Source organism: Ensifer sp. 4252 (assembly GCF_050434565.1).
Classification (GTDB): Bacteria; Pseudomonadota; Alphaproteobacteria; order Rhizobiales; family Rhizobiaceae; genus Ensifer.
This window is the reverse complement of record NZ_JBNDIU010000005.1, coordinates 159073-175587: the sequence shown is the minus strand read 5'-3', so window position 1 is coordinate 175587 and position 16515 is coordinate 159073. Positions and strand designations below refer to the sequence as shown.

Sequence of the window (16515 nt, the reverse complement as noted above, 5' to 3'; positions counted from 1 at the left end):
CATCAGGGATAAAGGGGACGATCGAGCGCACCCTGGCTTTCGGCCATTTGCCGGCCAGCGGTGCGCGCAGCCCAGACGACCGTCTCGGCAATGCCGCCGAAGGGGTAGAGATGCAGCATGACCGTGCCGAGATCGCGGCCCGCCATCCCGCTTGCAAGCCGGCTCATGAAACGATCGGGTCCAACCTTGCTGATGAGGTTGGCCAGCGAGAACCCGTATTTTCCGACGATCGCCGCGGATGAACCCACACCGAACTGCGCCGCAAACCGCAGCAATCGGTTCACATCCGCGGGGCCCGGCACGCCGATGCGGATCGGCGCATCGATGCCGCGCGCCCTCACCTGCGCGATCCAATCGACGACCGCATCCGCGTCGAAGCCGAACTGCGTGGTGATCTCGACGCTGCAGCCGCAGGTCTTCAGCAATTCGAGCTTCTCGGCAAGAGCCTCCCACAAGCGCACCCGGTCAATCTTTGGATGGCCTTCGGGGTAGCCGGCAATCCCGACCTTGGAAATACCATAGTCCGCGATGATGCCGCCGGCGATCAGGTCCAGCGAATCCCTGTAAGGACCGGCCGGCGACGACGGATCGCCGCCCACGAGCATGAACCGGGTGGGATGCGCCGCACTGGTGAGGCCGGCGAGCAGTTCGTCGCGGTCCTGCACCGATCTCAGCCGCCGCGACGAAATGATCGGAACGGGTTCGAACCCCCATTGCCGGATACGCGCGGCCGCCTCGATGCGCTGCGTATGGCTCTCATTGCCGAGGAAGGCGATATTGATTGGCGTGCCGGCAGGAATCTCGGATTTCGCAGTTTCGATTTGCCCGATATCCTTGCCGGTAATCTCCAGGGAATAGTCGCGATACAGAGCAGTCTCGACATCGTGTCTTGTGAACGCAGTCATGGAGATCCTTTGCCGGTGCCGACGGCGCTTGGGTCTCGACGCCGTAATCGTTTCCGTGCAGCCGGGCGAGATCTAGCCGATGCAAGCTACAGCGTCGACGCGCCAAGCGTCGCAGGCACTCCACGGACTGAGAGCCCGAGGGAACAACGGCACAGGCGCTGGCCTGTCGAATGGCACCGGCATCGATACGATCGTCGCGCATCGACAGATCAAACTGTACATCGGAATCGAAAGCGCCCGCTCGGGATCGAGCGGGCGCTTCTTGAAATCGTCAATGGTCTCAGGCGCGGTTAGCGGCCGAAGGCAGCCCGTGCAATGGTCTGGATGTCGGCGCGCTCGATGCCGAGGTCGCGCAGTTCGCGAGCGGACATGCGGCCCAATTCGGAGACCGTCTGCCGGTACTTGCGCCAGTTGTTGAAAGAGCGTGCTACGTTCATGATGATCCCCTTTCCGTGGGCTTTCGAAGCCTAGCTGCCAGTCCTTGGCGCTTCGTTCGCTTCGATGAGGGGAATATAGGTGATAGCCCTCTCCAAGAGCAGCGCTAAGACCTCAGCCCACCTCTGCAAGAAGTGCATGGATCATTGTGCCCCAGGGTACTGCAGCGACCGGGCAGTTGAACCGGAGAGGACGGCCACGGTGATCAGCCGCCCCTTGAGAGCGAGTTTTGCCCAACCCCGGCAAGTTGGACTTGCCGGGGTTGGGCCACTTCACACTTGATAGAATAGCGGACGCTTTTAAACTCAGCGCATCATCGCGCCGACATTGCCGCCGTCGACCGTGAGAACCGCGCCGGTGCTGGTGCGCGCCTTGGCGAAGTGGACGAAGGCGGCCGCAACGTCCCGTGCCGTCACCTCGCGGCGAACCAGGTTTCCGCGCATGTAGCTCTCCGGTGAAATGCCGCGCGCTTGGCTGCGCTCCTCGATCATCTGGTCGGTCATCAGTCCGGTGCGGATGCGGTCGGCGTTGACGGCGTTCGACGTGATGCCGTCGGCACCGTGTTCGACGGCATATTGGCGCATCAGCGCCATCAATGCCGCCTTCGACGTTCCGTAAGGACCGAAGTCGGGGCCTGGGTTGACCGCCTGCTTCGAGACGTTGAAGACAAGCGCGCCGCCAGTCTGCTGAGCTTTCATGATCTTGACCGCGCTGCGGGCGATATAATGATGACCCCAGAAGTTCAGTGCAAAGGCCTTCTGGAAGACCTCCTCCGAAACATCGAGCAGAGCGCCCTGGAAGGCTGCACCGGCATTCGAGATGACGATATCGATACCGCCGAAATGCCTGGCGACATCGGCGAGCGCCGCGTCGACCGCCTCCGGCTTGGTCACATCGCAGACGAGGCCGACACCGCCGAGCCGTGCTGCTTCCTTCTTCAACGCGTCCTCGGCAAGGTCGAGCAACGCGATCTCGGCGCCCTCGGCGTGCAGAGCCTCGGCAATTGCCAGCCCGAGGCCGCCCGCACCGCCGGTGATGACAGCAACCTGCCGGCTCAGCGGCTTCTCGGCCTGCTTCGTCAGTTTCACCTGCTCGAGCGACCAGTATTCGATGTCGAAGAGGTCCTCCTCCGACAAAGCCTCAAAGCTCTCGATGCCCTCGGCATTGCGGATGACAGCAATCGTCGCCTCGGCGACGTCGGCGCCGACACGGGCAGCCTTTTTCGACGGGCCGGCGGCAAACAGGCCGACACCCGCAACGTAGAAGACGCGCGGCATCGGATCGAGCATGCGCTTGATGCCGCCGACGCGCGCGTTGTTGCGCTCGAAATAGGCGCGATATTCGTCCTTGTAGGCGGCGACGGCTGCGCGCACCGTTTCCGCCCAGGCGGCCATATCGCCGGCAACGGGTGCGGGCAGCGCCACGCCGAAACGTTTGATGTGGATGACATGCTCAGGGGTCGCATTGCCGCGGCGAACCAGATCGGAGACGTTCTCGGCATTGCAGAAGTCGAGAACCTCGGGATGAGAGCGGTGCTCCAGGACGAAGCGGCGCGGGCAGCCCTCGACGCCGCTGTCGATCGCGATGGCGCCGCGCAGAACCGGGGCGATCTGAGCTGCCGTCGCAAGCTGGGTCGCCGGTTGGACGACCGTGAAAGGACGCGGGTTGCCGCGGGCTATGCGGCGCTCGGCCTTGTCGATGGCGGCGATCATCTTCTCATAGGATTCACGCGGGTCTTCCGACCAGGTGAAGATACCGTGCTTCAACAGGATCATACCGTCGGCGCCCGGGTTGGCGCGGAACGCCTCGTCGCAGGCCTTGGCGAGATCGAAGCCCGGCATCACGTAGGGAACGATGATGGAATCGGGGAACAGTTCGCGCACCAGGTCCTCGCCATGCGGCTGGTTGGTCAGCGACACGATGGCGTTGGCATGGGTGTGGTCAATATGCCGGAACGGCAGATTGGCGTGCAGGATCGCTTCGACAGAAGGGTTCGGCGCTGCGGGATCAAGCAGCAGCCGGCGCTGCAGCATCACCATGTCATCGTCGCTGAGTTCAGGGAATTTGACCATGGCCTGAAGCGGCTCCAGCCTGACCGCAGGCAGGCCCGCGGGCTCGATCGTGCCCATGTCCCAGCCGCTGCCCTTGACGCACAGAACGGCAACTTCAGAACCATCCATCTCCGTAAACGTGGTCTTGACGGAGGTGTTGCCGCCGCCATGCAGCACGAGCGCGGGATCTGAGCCCAGAAGCCGGGTCGTGTAGGTGCGGATTGCGAGGTCTCGGTTGACGCCGGCGTTGACATAGGTGTCGACGACGCGCGCGAATTCGGTTTCTGACCATCTGGATTTCATGAAAGGCTCCTGTCTTCCCGCGCTTGGCAGCGTTTCCGGTGGGGTTTGAAAATGAAGTCCTGTCGCCGGGTGCCCTCGGTCGGTCTGCGCGCCAAACGAACTGCCGTTCTCCCCGCGCACCGTGAGGACTCGATGGCGATGCTATCCGCCGGCCGCCGGCAAACGGAGATCCGCGTTCACGCCACCATGCCAAGGCTGAACGCCCTGGGGATTGCGATCGCCATCAAGGCCGAGCTGCGGCCGGTTTGCGGGAGCGCCAAAGACACCACGAAGCGCTTCGCCGATTGGTTCGTTTCCAACCCACCTGCGCGCGCCTATAGTCGTCCATTCCATCTCGGCGTCTCCCAAAACCTTCGCTGAGACAACTGCCACCATGCGGTGTCATGTGTCAACACGCATGGCAAATTTGTTTGACGCCGGACACTTTTTCCGCTTCAGGAGAAGCCATGACAATCCAGGGGAGCAGGCGATGATGGATACCGCGCGGGGAAACCGGGCAGTCGGCGAAGGCATAGTGCTGCCCGCGGAATTCGACGACGGCGTCGTCTGGGCCGCCTGGCTCTATTATGTCGACCAACTCACCCAGAGCGAAATCGCCAAGATGCTCGGCGTGTCCAGGGCAACCATCGTCAACTACCTTCAGGAAGCGCGCGAGCGCGGCCTGGTCAATATTCGCCTGAACACGGAAGTCGGCTCCCGCACCGGTATAGCAAGACGCCTGAAGGACAAGTTCGGGCTTGAGGGCGCGCTGGTCATTCCGGCCCTCGACAACAGCGACCTTGTGCAGCGGCTTGGCGAGGCCGGAGCGCGACTGCTTGCCGATATGGTTCAGCCGGGCGACACGATCGGCGTCGCCTGGGGACGGACGGTGCTGGCCGTTGCCGACAGCATCTCGCTTCCCGAGCCGGTGGAGGGATTGACGGTCGTGCAGGTATCCGGAAGCTCGATCGCCAATCCGGACTTCGCGCCTGAGTTCTGTACTTCGCTGATGTCGCGCCGCATCCACGCCCGTTGCATCAACCTGCTCGCACCGGCCCTGCTGTCGACGCCCGCGCTGAAGCAGGCGCTTTTGGCCGAGCAGGTGCTGGTCAAGCAATTCGAACTCATCCATTCCTCGAACATCATCCTCTTCGGCGTCGGCGACATCGGCCCCGAGACGCTCATCCGCTCGGCCAACATCACCGGCCAGGAGGACATCGACGCCTACCAGGCGGGCGGTGCGGTCGGGGTGCTGATCTGCCGCTTCATCGATGCCGAAGGGCGGCCGGTGCGCGGCGATCTCGACAACCGCATGGTCGGCATCGAACTGAACGAGTTGAGCCAGGTGCCGCGGCGCCTGTGCGTCGCCGGCGGCGCCAGCAAGCTGACGGCCATCCGGGCGACGTTGAAAGGTGGTTACGCCACCCACCTGGTGACCGACATCGCGACGGCCGAGCTGCTGTTGCAATAGCCGCCTTGCCGCCCGATATCGGATCGGGCGGCCGGTCAGATCGTTCAGACGAACGGCCTGGTTTCAGTTGCTCTTCACACGAGCATTGTTCATGAAGTCCCAGGTCGCCTCGAACGAGGTGATCCCCGCATCCGAGCCGAGGCCCGTGGCCACAAGAGCAGCCGACGCCTGGGCGAACTTCAATGCGGTTTCCGTCTCCATGCGATGATGAAGCCCGGCGATGAAACCGGCGTTGAAGGCATCGCCGCAGCCAGTCGTATCGACCACGTCGATCTCGAATGCCGGCAGGCGCAGGCTCTTTCCGTCGGCATCGAGGAAGCAGACGCCGTCACCGCCGAGCGTGAAGATGCAGTGCTTGACGCCGAGATCGGCAAAGAAGCGGCCGGCATCTTCGGCGGTCTTTTGCCCGGAGATCAGCATGGCTTCTTCCACCGAAGGCATGAAATAGTCGATATACGGGAAGAGCGGCCGGATCAGCGACAGCGTGTTCTCGTTTGCACCCAACAGGTCGAAGGTCGTGGTCCGGCCGAAGCGTTTGGCTTCCTCGAGCAAAACGCGGCTCGGTTCGCCGTCGAGGCGATCGAGCAGCCCCGTCCCGCCAAGATGCACGATCGGCGGCGCGAGCACCCGCTCGCGTGCATCGGCCGGGATCTCGAAATGTCCCGAGGCGCCACGAACATGCAGGGCAGGCCGTTCGCCGTTGCGGCGGATATTGAGAATGCTCGCGGATGTCGGCACGCCGGCAATGCGCTGCATCTCCGACCTGTCGACGCCGAAGCGATCGAGCGTGGCGAGCACAAAATCCGCCTTTTCATCATCCCCGACCGCACCGACCGCCAGGCAGTTCAGCCCGAGCTTGGCAAGGTCGACGACCGTGCCGCCGGCGGTGCCCGCAACGGTCAGGCGGATCTCGTCGATGAATTCCACGTTGCCGCCGGACGGGATCCGGTCCACCGGCCGGCCGAGAATATCAAGAATGTAAAGTCCGATTACAGATACGTCGTGCGCCATGCACTCAACCTTCCCTACTGAAATGGTAACCGCGGATAGAAGTCCTTGACCCGCTGGACGTCAGCCGAAGTCCGTTAGCCTCTTGCACGAAGCGAGAAGACGGTGCCGGCGAGAACGATGAAGATGCCGATAATGGCGAGCTGCCACGTGCTTGGAATGCCGACGAGAATGAGAACGTTGCTGACAAGCGTGATCAGCACCACGCCGAGCAGTGTGCCGATCACACTTCCCGAACCGCCGGTGATGCGCGCACCGCCGAGAACGACCGCGGCGATGATCTCAAGCTCGGTGCCGGCAAGATCGAACGGATTGGCAAGCCGGTTACTGGCCACGTGCATGATCCCGGCGATGCCGGCCAGCAGGCCCGCATAGGCAAAGACGAAGATATGCACGGTGCGCAGATTGTAACCGAGGCGCTCGGCGATGCCGGGATTACCGCCAACGGCATAAACCGCCCGACCGATCAGCGTGCGCTCGAGTATCCACCAGGTCACCACCGCCGCAACGGCCAGCACCAGCACGAAGGCCGGCAGCACCGAGATGGAACCGTTGGCGCTTTGATGTGTGAAAAGCGCCAGCTTGCCGAACGCCTCCATCGAGCCCGGAATGTTCATGAACAGGGCGGTGCCGACAAAGGTCAGCAGGAAGCTGCGAATGACGTATTGCGTGCCGATCGTCACGATCAGCGACGGCGCGCGCAGCGTATGGACGAGCACGCCGTTGAGCGCGCCGAAGCAGGCCCCTCCGGCAGCAGCCACAAGCAGGATCACCGGCATCGGCAGCCCCGGCAGCAGGTTCGTGACCAGCATCGTCACCGTGTACATGACGAAGGCGGCAATGGCGGTAAAGGAAACGTCGATGCCGCCCGACGCCAGCACTACCAGAACCCCAAGGGCGAAGAGCCCTCGCACGACCGAAGCACGCAGGATGTCGAAGAGGTTCGACACCTGCCAGAAGTCGGTATTGATCGCGCCGACCACCAGGCAGACGAGCACAATAAGGGCAAAAGTCACGACCGGCGGATGGCGCAGCAGCCAGCGCCAGGCCGAGGCGAGCGAAACCTTGCCGTTGCCATCAGGGGTGGCCCCGTTAAACGTCGTATCTGTCATTGCGGGGTCCTCACAGTCGTCTCTTCTACAAGGGCGCGATAGAGCACCTCTTCCTCCAGCGCCTCGGCCTGGAAGGTTTCCACCACCTGCCCCTTGCGCATCACCATGATCCGGTCGCAGTTCTGCAGCAGCTCGAGCAGGTCGTCGCTGATGATGATGACACCCATGCCCTCATCCGCGAGGCGCTGGATGATCCGGTATATCGTGTCCTTCGATCCGACATCGACGCCGACGGTCGGGCCGTGCAGCACCAGAAGCTTCGGATTGATGGTCAGCCAGCGGCCGATAAGGACGCGCTGCTGGTTGCCGCCGGAGAGCGATTGCACCGGGTTGGCGACATCGGGCGTGACCACCTGCAGGTCTTCGACCGAGCGCTTTGCCAGGTCACGGCTGCGACGGCCGTCGAGGATGCCGAAGGCGCCGCGCAGGCGATCCAGCACCGGCACGACAATGTTCTCCTCGATCGGCTTTTCGAGAAAGAGCCCTTCCGAAAGCCGATCCTCGGGAACATAGCCGATGCCGGCATTGATAGCGTCAGCGGGCTTCCCGGGCGTCACGTCTTTTCCATTGAGGCGGATGCGGCCGGTGTCGGCCGGAACGACACCGGCGATGGCCCGCGCGAGCTCGTTGCGGCCAGAATCCAGAAGGCCGGTGATGCCGACGATCTCGCCGCGGCGCATGGAGAAGGAAACGTTGGCGAAGGCATCCTTCAGCGACAGCGCCTCGACTGAAAGCAGATCCTCGCCGAACTTCGGCGCGGAGCGATAACGCGCCTCTTCCAGCACCTTGCCGGTCATCCAGAAGCCGAGTTCGGCCTTGGTGTGATCGGCGATGTCGCATTCGGCGACCTTCTGGCCGTCGCGCATGATGACGGCGCGCCCGCCGATCGACTTGCACTCGTCAAGCTTGTGGGTGACGAACAGGACGGCGACGCCCTTGGCGCGCAGCCGGCTGACGATGCCGATCAGATTGTCGACTTCGTGCTTCGTCAGGGCCGTCGTCGGCTCGTCCATGATGACGAGGCGCGCATCGGAAGCGATAGCGCGTGCAATGGCGATGAGCTGACGCGTCGCCATCGGCAGCTCGTCCGTGCGCGTCGACAGAAAGGCGCGCGTCGTTGGGAGGTTCACGGCAGCGAGCGCCCGCTCCGCCGTCTGGCGCATTTGTGCGAGATCGAGCCGCCGGGCAAGCTTGCCGGAGGCGGCGACCAGCTGCTGCGTCAGGCCGACATTTTCGGCGACGGACAGGTTGGGCAACAGCGAAAAGTCCTGATAGACGGTCTCGATCCCGGCCGCCAGCGCCGCAACGGGTGTGAGATGGCCCACCGGCTTGCCATCGATCAGCAGTTCGCCGGCATCGGCTGGCTGCGCGCCGGAAATGATCTTGATGAGCGTGCTCTTGCCGCAGCCGTTCTCGCCCATCAGGTGATAGATCTGCCCGGGCTCGATCGAAAAGCTCACACCCTTCAGCGCGCGAACGCCGCCGAAGCTCTTCTGGATGTCGCGAATTTCCAGATAGGGAACCGCGGCTTTCAATATCTCGCCACCTGTATGCGGCGCGCCGGCTTCGTGCTTGAGCTGCATGGCACTGTCCTGACCAAAAAGAACGTGGCCTGCAGCACGATCTCCTCACATCGCAATCGATTCATCGAGAAGATAGGCAGCAGGTTTGAAGCGTTACAGCGTCCTTAGCGCATCCGATTTGGCGCGCGGCGCTATAGCGGCATTCGACGTGCGATGCCGGGCTCATGATCGAGCCCGGCATTGCTGTCATCTCTACCCGATCAGAACGGGTACTTGGCGTAGTTCGACTTGTCGACGTCGACCCATGCCTGGCCGACTAAGACCACACCTTCGCCGACGCCCTTCTTGACGGTAACCTTCTCGTAGCCGGGGACGCCGAGGTCCATGCCGTCCTTGAGCTCCTCGCCCTTCAGCACCATGTCGGCGACCTTGTTCATCACGTAGCCGGCATCCTTCGGATCCCAGAAGCTGATCCCGTCGACAGCACCCGATTCGAGATAGGAGCCCGTGTCCTTCGGCAGGCCGATGCCGAACACGCAGGTCTTGTCCTGCAGGCCGGCTTCCTCGACAGCACGGCCGATGCCGATGACGTCGATGGCCGAACCACCCTGGAAGCCCTTGATATCGGGGTACTTGCGCAGGATCTCGCGCGCCTTTTCATAGGCGCGGTTGGCATCGTTGAAGGATTCGTTCTTCTCCGAGACCAGTTCCATCTCTGGATATTTCTGGGCGTTCTCGGAACCGCCATCGGCCCATTGCACATGGGTCAAGCTGCCGAGCGAGCCGACAAACGAGGTCCACTTGCCGGACTTGCCCATGCACTCGGCGATCTTTTCATTGAAGCGCGCGCCAAAGACCTTGTTGTCGAAGGCCTCGATGTCGACGAGCGTATTCTTCATGTTGTCGGCTTCATGGGTGATCACCTTGATGCCGCGCTGGCTGGCACGCTTCAACACGCCTTCCAGGGCGGAAGCATCCATCGGCACGACGGCGATCGCGGCGACCTTCTTGGCAACCAGGTCTTCGATCAGCCGGCCCTGCTGGGCGGCGTCGGCCTTGCCCGGTCCGATCTGGCTGGTGGCTACACCAGGATTTTCCTTGCCATAGGCGTCGACGCCTTCGTTCATGCGGGTGAACCAGTTCTCGCCCGTGACCTTCACTACGGTAACGATGCTGGGCTTTTCCTCGGCAATGGCGGCCGTGGTTGCAGTCAGTGCTCCAAGCGCAACGGCGCAGGCAGCGAGTTTACGAATGGCAAGCATGCATTCCTCCCAAAGAACCTTCGAATTTTGACAGATCGGCCGGCGTGCGAAGGCGTCTCGCCGACCCTGGAACTCGGATCAACCGCGCAACGCCCTGACCCAGGCCTTGGCGTCGAAACCGGAGGTGGCGAGAAAGACGAGCAGAAGCACACCCCAGGCGAGGTCGCGGAAGAAGTTGGAAATGTCCATGAAGTTGAACAGGCTCGACAGGATCTGCAGCGACGTCGCCGACAGAACGACGCAGATCACCCGGCCATAACCGCCCTCTGGCCTAACACCCGCCATGACGGCGATGAGGATGGCGATCAGCACGTAGGAATTGCCGTAGTCCCATTTCACACTCGAGGTGCGCCCGGCAATCACGATGCCGGCGACCGAAGCAAGCACGCCGCAGGCGGTGTAGGTCAGGAACAGGATGCGCTTTTCCGCAATGCCGGCATAGCGCGCGGCCTTGGCATTATTACCGAGCAGCAGCAGCCTGAGACCGAACGGGCTGTAGCGTAACACGCCGCCGAGGATCAGCGCGATCAACAGGAAAAGCGCGAAGCACAGCGGCACGCCCAGAACCGGCGTGTTGCCAAAGGCATCGAGCGGCTCGATGAAACCGAGACCAAGCGCGGAACCGTTGGTGAACGCGACCGCAAGCCCGGTAAAGAACAGCTGCGTGCCGAGCGTGGCAATGATCGGCGTCAGACCAGCGCGCGCGATCAGGAAGCCGTTCAGCATGCCGCCGACGAGCCCGACCAGCAGCGCGATGCCGGCAAAACTCCAGCTGAACAATAGCGGTGCGTCGTCCGGCGACACGGTGTCGCGCAGCACGAGATAGGCGATGACGCCCGACAGGTTCGCAAGCGCGATGCCCGAAAGATCGATGCCACCATTGCCCGAAATCATCGCCAGCATCACGCCAAGCGCGAGAAGGCCAAGCTCGGGCACTTGCCCTGCCATGGATTGCAGGTTGTAGATGTCGAGGAAGCTGGCACCGACCAACACGCCGCCTGCTGCCAACACGGCAACGTTGACGACGGCCAAAAAGGCCAACTGGCGATCAACCCGAAATTCCAAAGCACGCCCTCCGTCCTGGTCGTTCGCAGGCAGGCGCAATCACGGCTCCCAGCGTGCTTCAGACGCGCGCTCCATGACCGCGCACCGGGTACTCTCTCGAGCCCGGATGCCGCGACGGCCGACCTCACGAAGTCGGCGATGACATTTGCCAAAGACTGTTGTGTATTGTCAACAGCAATCTGTCGCTGCCTCCTTACTTGTCTGAAACGTTTCGGGTTTCCCCCAGAGGAAAGCGGCGTTCTCGTCCCATTTTCGTGCCTATCGAGCAGAAAGCGGGTGCCCGTTGGCGTTCCCGCAAACGCAAGAGCGGTCTGTCGCGACACTCGTGCGATCGGTCTCGGCGCACCTCCTCGCAGGGCCAACGGTCGCGCCCGAGCTAATCCCGACACGAACGCCAGTGGCCTCCGAAATCATCCGCCAAAGCGGTGGAACGCCGGGAATAACCACGCTGAGAACGCGACCAACCCGAGAATTCTTCCATAAACGAATACACGCGTGGGGGCGCCTCCCATTTCGCTTGGAGCCATCGGATACGGTAAACGCTACCAACGCGGCGTTGCGGCCGCATTGCGCGCCAGCCCGTAAATGATGCACTCAGAGCGCGAACCAACCGCAACTTTGCGGCAATGGTCCTCAAGCAAATGTGCGCCTACCGCACAGTCACGTTGGAGAATTGAGACATGCGCCTACTGCTTGTAGAGGACGAGCCGGAGATGGCTGCCGCGCTTAGCGTTGCCCTTGGCCGCTACGACATGATCCTCGACCATGCGCCATCGCTCGATCACGCCATTGCCGCCATGGCCAATCAGGTCCATGACGCGATCATTCTCGACCGGCAACTGCCTGACGGCGACGGGCTGACGCTCATTCCGCGGGTTCGCGCGCTGAAGTCGGGCATTCCGGTCATCGTCCTGACGGCGCGTGGCGCCGTCGACGAGCGGGTCAAGGGTCTGGATTTGGGCGCCGACGATTATCTCGCCAAACCCTTCGCGGTCGAGGAATTGCTGGCTAGGCTTCGTGCGTTAATGCGGCGTGCGCCCGACATCGCACCGATGACCGCGCGCATCGGCAATCTTGTCTTCGACTTCGACGGTCGGGAAGCACGGATCGACGGTCGCATCCTCGAGCTGCCGCGGCGGGAGCTGCTTGTGCTGGAGGCTCTGGCGCGGCGGCAGGGGCGAACCGTGCAACGCTCGACGCTCGAAGAATCCGTCTACGGATATGACGACGAGATCCAGTCCAACTCGCTCGACGCCCATGTTTCGAGACTACGCAGGAAATTGCTGGAATCCGGCTCCGGCGTGGAGATCCACGGCATTCGTGGGGTCGGCTACTTGCTGAGACCGATGTCATGAGCGACAACCCCAACCACTCCCTGAAGAAGCGGCTCATCTGGCACATCCTCACATTCCAGGTGCTGCTGCTCGTTGCCGTCATTGCAGGTTTCATGGCCCTTTTGATCCGGGCCGATCTCGGCGGCATGATCCTTGATGCCAGTTCGGCGTCGATTGCCGCCAGTGCAGTCGAAGTGACCCCCGACCAGAAACTGAAACTGAAAGATACGCCGGAGCTGCGGGCCTTGCTCGCCGAGACGCCCGGCTTCTGGTTCATCGTGAGGAACGAGCGCGGCAACACGATCCAAAGTGGGCCGGTGCCCGATGCCTATCGCGGGATCGGTGAGCATCTCGATCGTGTGACCTTTGCCGACATCCGCGACGGGATGGAGCCTTATGCGCTCTCGGCGATCGTGCGCGCGATCGAGACCGAGAACGGCACTTACACGGTCCTGACCGGCGGCGGACGCCTGTGGAGCGCCTCGTTCGCGGTGTTCTTCCTGACAAACCTGCTGCTGCTGCCGATCGTGTTGATCCTCGTGCTTATCCCCGCCTTCGCCATCCCGATCATCGTGCGCCGCGCCTTTTCCAGCCTTGCCGAGGTCGCCGACCACGCCAAGAGCATCGACGTCGATCGGCGGGGCGCCCGCCTGCCCGATGGCCGCGTCCCTGGCGAGGTTCGCCCGCTCGTCGAAGCGGTCAACGGCGCGCTGCAGCGCTTGGACGAGGGCTACGAACGGCGCCAGCGCTTCATCATGGACGCAGCCCACGAACTCAGAACACCGGTCGCAATCCTGCAGACCCGGCTTGAGGGTATGGACCTCGGACCGTTACGCACCCGTCTTCTCGTCGATGCCGCCCGTATTGCCGGGCTTGCCGAACAATTGCTCGATCTCGAGCGCATCGACCGCGACGGCGCTCACTTCGCCCCCCTCGATCTGGTCTCGCTCTGCCGCGACGTTGCTGCCGACCTCGCCCCTCTGGCACTGTCGGCCGGTTGCGACATCTCTTTTACCCATGGACCTGACCAGGTCATTGCGCGCGGTGACGCAGGCGCCTTGGAGCGTGCCATGACCAATCTGGTGCGCAATGCGATCGAGCATGCCGGCGGGCTGATCTCCATTCACGTCGAGCGTGGCGGTATCATCGAGGTCAGCGACGAAGGCCCCGGCATTCCCGAAAGCGAGCGGGAACGGATCTTCGAGCCGTTTCACCGGCTAAAGCCGCGCGACCACGGCGCGGGCCTTGGGCTGCATCTCGTCAGCGAGATCGTCAACCGCCACAAGGGCCACATATCCGTCGTCTGTGCGCCGACCGGCGGGGCTTGCTTCCGCGTGACCCTGCCGGTGGCGTGAAAGACTGCGGCGACCGCCCGCCCAATCCTCGCCATAAAGCCTAACAGGTTATTAATAATAAAATCAGCAATTTAATCGAAATTTGCAATGTTGATGCAATCCGTGCGGCCCACAAATGCGCACATCTTCCAGCGTCGATGATCGCGCCACCCCGGCGCGAAACGAAGAGAGAAGATAAAGCGCCGCGACCGAATGTCCGTGACCGGCGCCAAGTCCAATCCGCGGAGCAACGCCATGCAGCAACGTCACAAACTTCCCCTCTGGCTCGGTATCGCCCTCTTGGCCGCAGCCGGTGTGCAACAGGCACAGGCAGCCGATCCCTATTCGCCGGAACCGGCTTCTTCCTACCAGGATCCGCCCGCCTTTAACTGGAGCGGTGCCTATGTCGGCGCCCATGGCGGCATCGGCTTTACCGGCAGCCCCAATCCGTTTGCCGACCGCAACGGCGTCGCCTTCGGCGCCCAGGCCGGCTACAACATGCAGGTCGGCCCGGGCATCGTCGGTGCCGAAATCGAAGGCTCCTATCTCGGCGACACCGAACACAAGGTCAGCGGCGGCAAGCTCAAGGAAAAATGGCGCGGCGCGATCAAGGCGAAGGCCGGCCTCTCGTTCGACCAGACACTCGTCTACGGTACCGCCGGTTCTACAAGAAGGGCGGCGGCGTCCAGAACGATGTCGGCTTCAAGGGCGGTTATCTGCTTGGCGCCGGCGTCGAGCAGGCTTTCGCCGGCGGCCTCTCGGCGAAGATCGAGTACAACTACATCGCCACGCCCGATGTCCGCACCAGCACGGCCTTCGGATCGAGCGAGAAGGACATTAACAGCCACGTCATCAAGGCCGGCGTGAACATGCGCTTCTGATGGTTCCCAGACGATCGCAGCGCCGCTGGCAAATCCTCCCTGGGTCGGCGGCGCTCGGCTCGGCATGGAACGATCAAGCCGATGGCCGGCCCCGGCCCTCGGCTTCACTGTTTCGGCTGTCTACTGCATGTTTCCTTAAATCGTATTCGTTTTAAGGATAAAAACATGCAGCAATTCAAAGTGCTACAGCGACCTTTGCGCGTCTGATAAGACGCGCGGCGCTGTAGGCGACCGACGATGAGGTTGTCAGCCCATCCTCCGGCCCCTAAGCAGCTGCCTCCGAGACCTCGGCTGCCGCATTCGAAAGCCGCCGCCAGATCGGCGCCATTGCGTCGGCAATATCCCGATAAAGCTCGTAGCGTCGCGCGTAATGGCGCGCCATGGCCGCGTTCGGGCGGTAGTGACGCTCCGTCTTCACCATCGCGGCTGCACCTTCCGAAAAATCGGCAAAGATGCCTGCGCCCGTTCCGGCGGCGATTGCTGCACCGAGCGCGCCGGTTTCACGCGAGCGGGCGACGGACACCGGAACCCCGAGCACGTCGGCAAAGATCTGCGGCCAGATCAGGCTGCGCGATCCACCGCCCGAAAGCACCGCCTCGTCGAAGGTCGCGCCCGCCGCACGCATGGTCGCGATATGCTGGCGATGGCCGAAGGCGACACCTTCGAGAACTGCGCGAACGAGATGACCCTTGGTGTGCCAGCCGGCCACCCCGTAGAACCCGGCGCGCGCGTTGCCGTCCTGCTGGGCGCCATAGAGGAACGGATGATAGATCGGGTCGTTGGCGGCCGGCTCGATATCGGCAGCAAGCGCGCAGCAGACATCGAACGGCGATCGCCCGTCGTCGATACCATCATCGGCAAAGAACTCGCGCACCAGCCATTCGAGATTGGCCGCCGAGGTCGCGCTCGATTCGATTGCCATATAGCGGCCGCGGTCAAACGTGGACGACATGAACACCGGGCCTGAGAGATCCGGGCCATCGATGATCACCTGATTGATGCTCCAGGTCCCGGCGATGATCGAGGCAGCACCCGTGCGGGTGACGCCCGAGCCGATAGCCGAGGCGATAACATCGAAGAGACCACCGACCACCGGCGTGCCCGCCGCAAGGCCGGTCTGTGCTGCCGCCTCCGGCGTGACCGTGCCGACGACATCGGCACTTTCGGCAAGGTCCGGCAGCAGCCCGGTTGCCTCGCCGAGATCGAAGGCGGCCATCAGGTCGCGATCGTAACGCCGGTTGACGACGTTCAGGAGGCCGCAGCCGGTCATATCCGAGACCTCACTGACCCGCCTGCCCGTCAATCGGTTGACGATAAAATCCTTGCACAGAAACACGGTGCCTATTTTGGCGAAGGTCTCCGGCTGGTAGCGTTTGAGCCAGGCGAGCAACGTCGGCGTTTGCGACGGCCAGGGACGTTGTCGGCCGATGGCATAGGTGCGGTCGCCGACGCCCTGCGCCTTCCATTCCTCCACCAGCCCGGCGGCGCGCGTATCCAGCGACTGGATGCCGAGAAGCGGTTCGCCGCCCTGATCGAGTGCATAAAGGCCGTTGCCATGACCGGCGCAGCCGATCGCGACAATCTCTTCTGCACGGATGCCGGCACGCTCGACGCATTGGCGGATGACTGCCCGGGCATGGGTCCACAGCTCTTCGAGCCCCCGCTCGACATGCCCGGGCCGCGGAACCCGGCTGTGCCCCTCCTGCGCAGCCGCCGCGATCTCATTGCCCTCAAGGTCGAAAATCACCGCCTTGATCACGGTGTTTCCGGCGTCGAGTCCCAGAAGATAGTCTGCCATAAAGAACCCCTCCCAAGGTTCGGATCCTCGTCCCTATACCAAGCTGAACTGATG

The 16515-nt window shown here is 62.9% G+C and carries 13 protein-coding genes and 1 pseudogene; 5 read left to right on the top strand and 9 right to left on the bottom strand.

Translation table 11 applies throughout. The features are described from left to right. Positions 1 to 2: 2 nt before the first annotated feature. The 3 genes from ABIE33_RS13960 to ABIE33_RS13950 form a co-directional block, all read right to left on the bottom strand. Positions 3 to 905 carry a methylenetetrahydrofolate reductase gene (locus tag ABIE33_RS13960; RefSeq protein WP_429125831.1) on the bottom strand — a complete coding sequence of 301 codons (903 nt, stop codon included), beginning with the start codon at positions 903 to 905 and terminating at the stop codon, positions 3 to 5. A gap of 290 nt (positions 906 to 1195) precedes the next feature. Continuing rightward, positions 1196 to 1342: a DUF1127 domain-containing protein gene (locus ABIE33_RS13955; protein WP_429125606.1), complete on the bottom strand. Its 147-nt coding sequence runs from the start codon at positions 1340 to 1342 to the stop codon at positions 1196 to 1198. A 303-nt stretch (positions 1343 to 1645) separates the two neighbouring features. Then, a complete protein-coding gene (locus tag ABIE33_RS13950; protein WP_429125829.1) occupies positions 1646 to 3694 on the bottom strand; it encodes a bifunctional aldolase/short-chain dehydrogenase in 2049 nt (682 codons plus the stop codon). Between the two features lie 132 nt (positions 3695 to 3826). Between ABIE33_RS13950 and ABIE33_RS13945 the strand changes: the two genes are divergently transcribed. Beyond that, complete coding sequence (locus ABIE33_RS13945; protein WP_429125827.1) at positions 3827 to 4054, top strand: hypothetical protein; 228 nt, start codon at positions 3827 to 3829, stop codon at positions 4052 to 4054. Positions 4055 to 4163: 109 nt separating this feature from the next. Beyond that, positions 4164 to 5144 (top strand): sugar-binding transcriptional regulator, encoded by a 981-nt coding sequence (locus ABIE33_RS13940; protein WP_429125825.1) that lies wholly within the window; start codon positions 4164 to 4166, stop codon positions 5142 to 5144. Between the two features lie 63 nt (positions 5145 to 5207). On the opposite strand, the gene ABIE33_RS13935 is transcribed toward ABIE33_RS13940, so the two are convergent. The 5 genes from ABIE33_RS13935 to ABIE33_RS13915 all read right to left on the bottom strand — a co-directional run bounded on the left by ABIE33_RS13935 (position 5208) and on the right by ABIE33_RS13915 (position 11114). Then, the gene (locus ABIE33_RS13935; RefSeq protein ID WP_429125823.1) at positions 5208 to 6155 is read right to left on the bottom strand and encodes a carbohydrate kinase family protein; all 948 of its coding nucleotides are present in this window, start codon (positions 6153 to 6155) and stop codon (positions 5208 to 5210) included. Positions 6156 to 6229: 74 nt separating this feature from the next. Beyond that, entirely contained in the window at positions 6230 to 7264 is a 1035-nt protein-coding gene (locus tag ABIE33_RS13930) for an ABC transporter permease (RefSeq protein WP_429125821.1), read from the bottom strand. After that, complete coding sequence (locus ABIE33_RS13925) at positions 7261 to 8847, bottom strand: sugar ABC transporter ATP-binding protein (protein WP_429125819.1); 1587 nt, start codon at positions 8845 to 8847, stop codon at positions 7261 to 7263. The genes ABIE33_RS13930 and ABIE33_RS13925 overlap by 4 nt, the downstream gene beginning before the upstream one ends. Before the next feature lie 200 nt (positions 8848 to 9047). After that, the gene (locus ABIE33_RS13920) at positions 9048 to 10049 is read right to left on the bottom strand and encodes a substrate-binding domain-containing protein (protein ID WP_429125817.1); all 1002 of its coding nucleotides are present in this window, start codon (positions 10047 to 10049) and stop codon (positions 9048 to 9050) included. A 78-nt stretch (positions 10050 to 10127) separates the two neighbouring features. Continuing rightward, a complete protein-coding gene (locus ABIE33_RS13915) occupies positions 10128 to 11114 on the bottom strand; it encodes an ABC transporter permease (protein WP_429125815.1) in 987 nt (328 codons plus the stop codon). A 680-nt stretch (positions 11115 to 11794) separates the two neighbouring features. Between ABIE33_RS13915 and ABIE33_RS13910 the strand changes: the two genes are divergently transcribed. The 3 genes and pseudogenes from ABIE33_RS13910 (at position 11795) to ABIE33_RS13900 (ending at position 14663) form a co-directional block, all read left to right on the top strand. Next, the gene (locus tag ABIE33_RS13910; protein WP_429125813.1) at positions 11795 to 12469 is read left to right on the top strand and encodes a response regulator transcription factor; all 675 of its coding nucleotides are present in this window, start codon (positions 11795 to 11797) and stop codon (positions 12467 to 12469) included. After that, complete coding sequence (locus ABIE33_RS13905; RefSeq protein ID WP_429125811.1) at positions 12466 to 13803, top strand: sensor histidine kinase; 1338 nt, start codon at positions 12466 to 12468, stop codon at positions 13801 to 13803. The genes ABIE33_RS13910 and ABIE33_RS13905 overlap by 4 nt, the downstream gene beginning before the upstream one ends. A gap of 234 nt (positions 13804 to 14037) precedes the next feature. Then, a pseudogene (locus tag ABIE33_RS13900) lies at positions 14038 to 14663 on the top strand (outer membrane protein). A 265-nt stretch (positions 14664 to 14928) separates the two neighbouring features. Here the strand turns inward: ABIE33_RS13900 and ABIE33_RS13895 are convergent. After that, entirely contained in the window at positions 14929 to 16461 is a 1533-nt protein-coding gene (locus tag ABIE33_RS13895) for an FGGY-family carbohydrate kinase (protein ID WP_429125810.1), read from the bottom strand. Positions 16462 to 16515 lie beyond the last annotated feature (54 nt).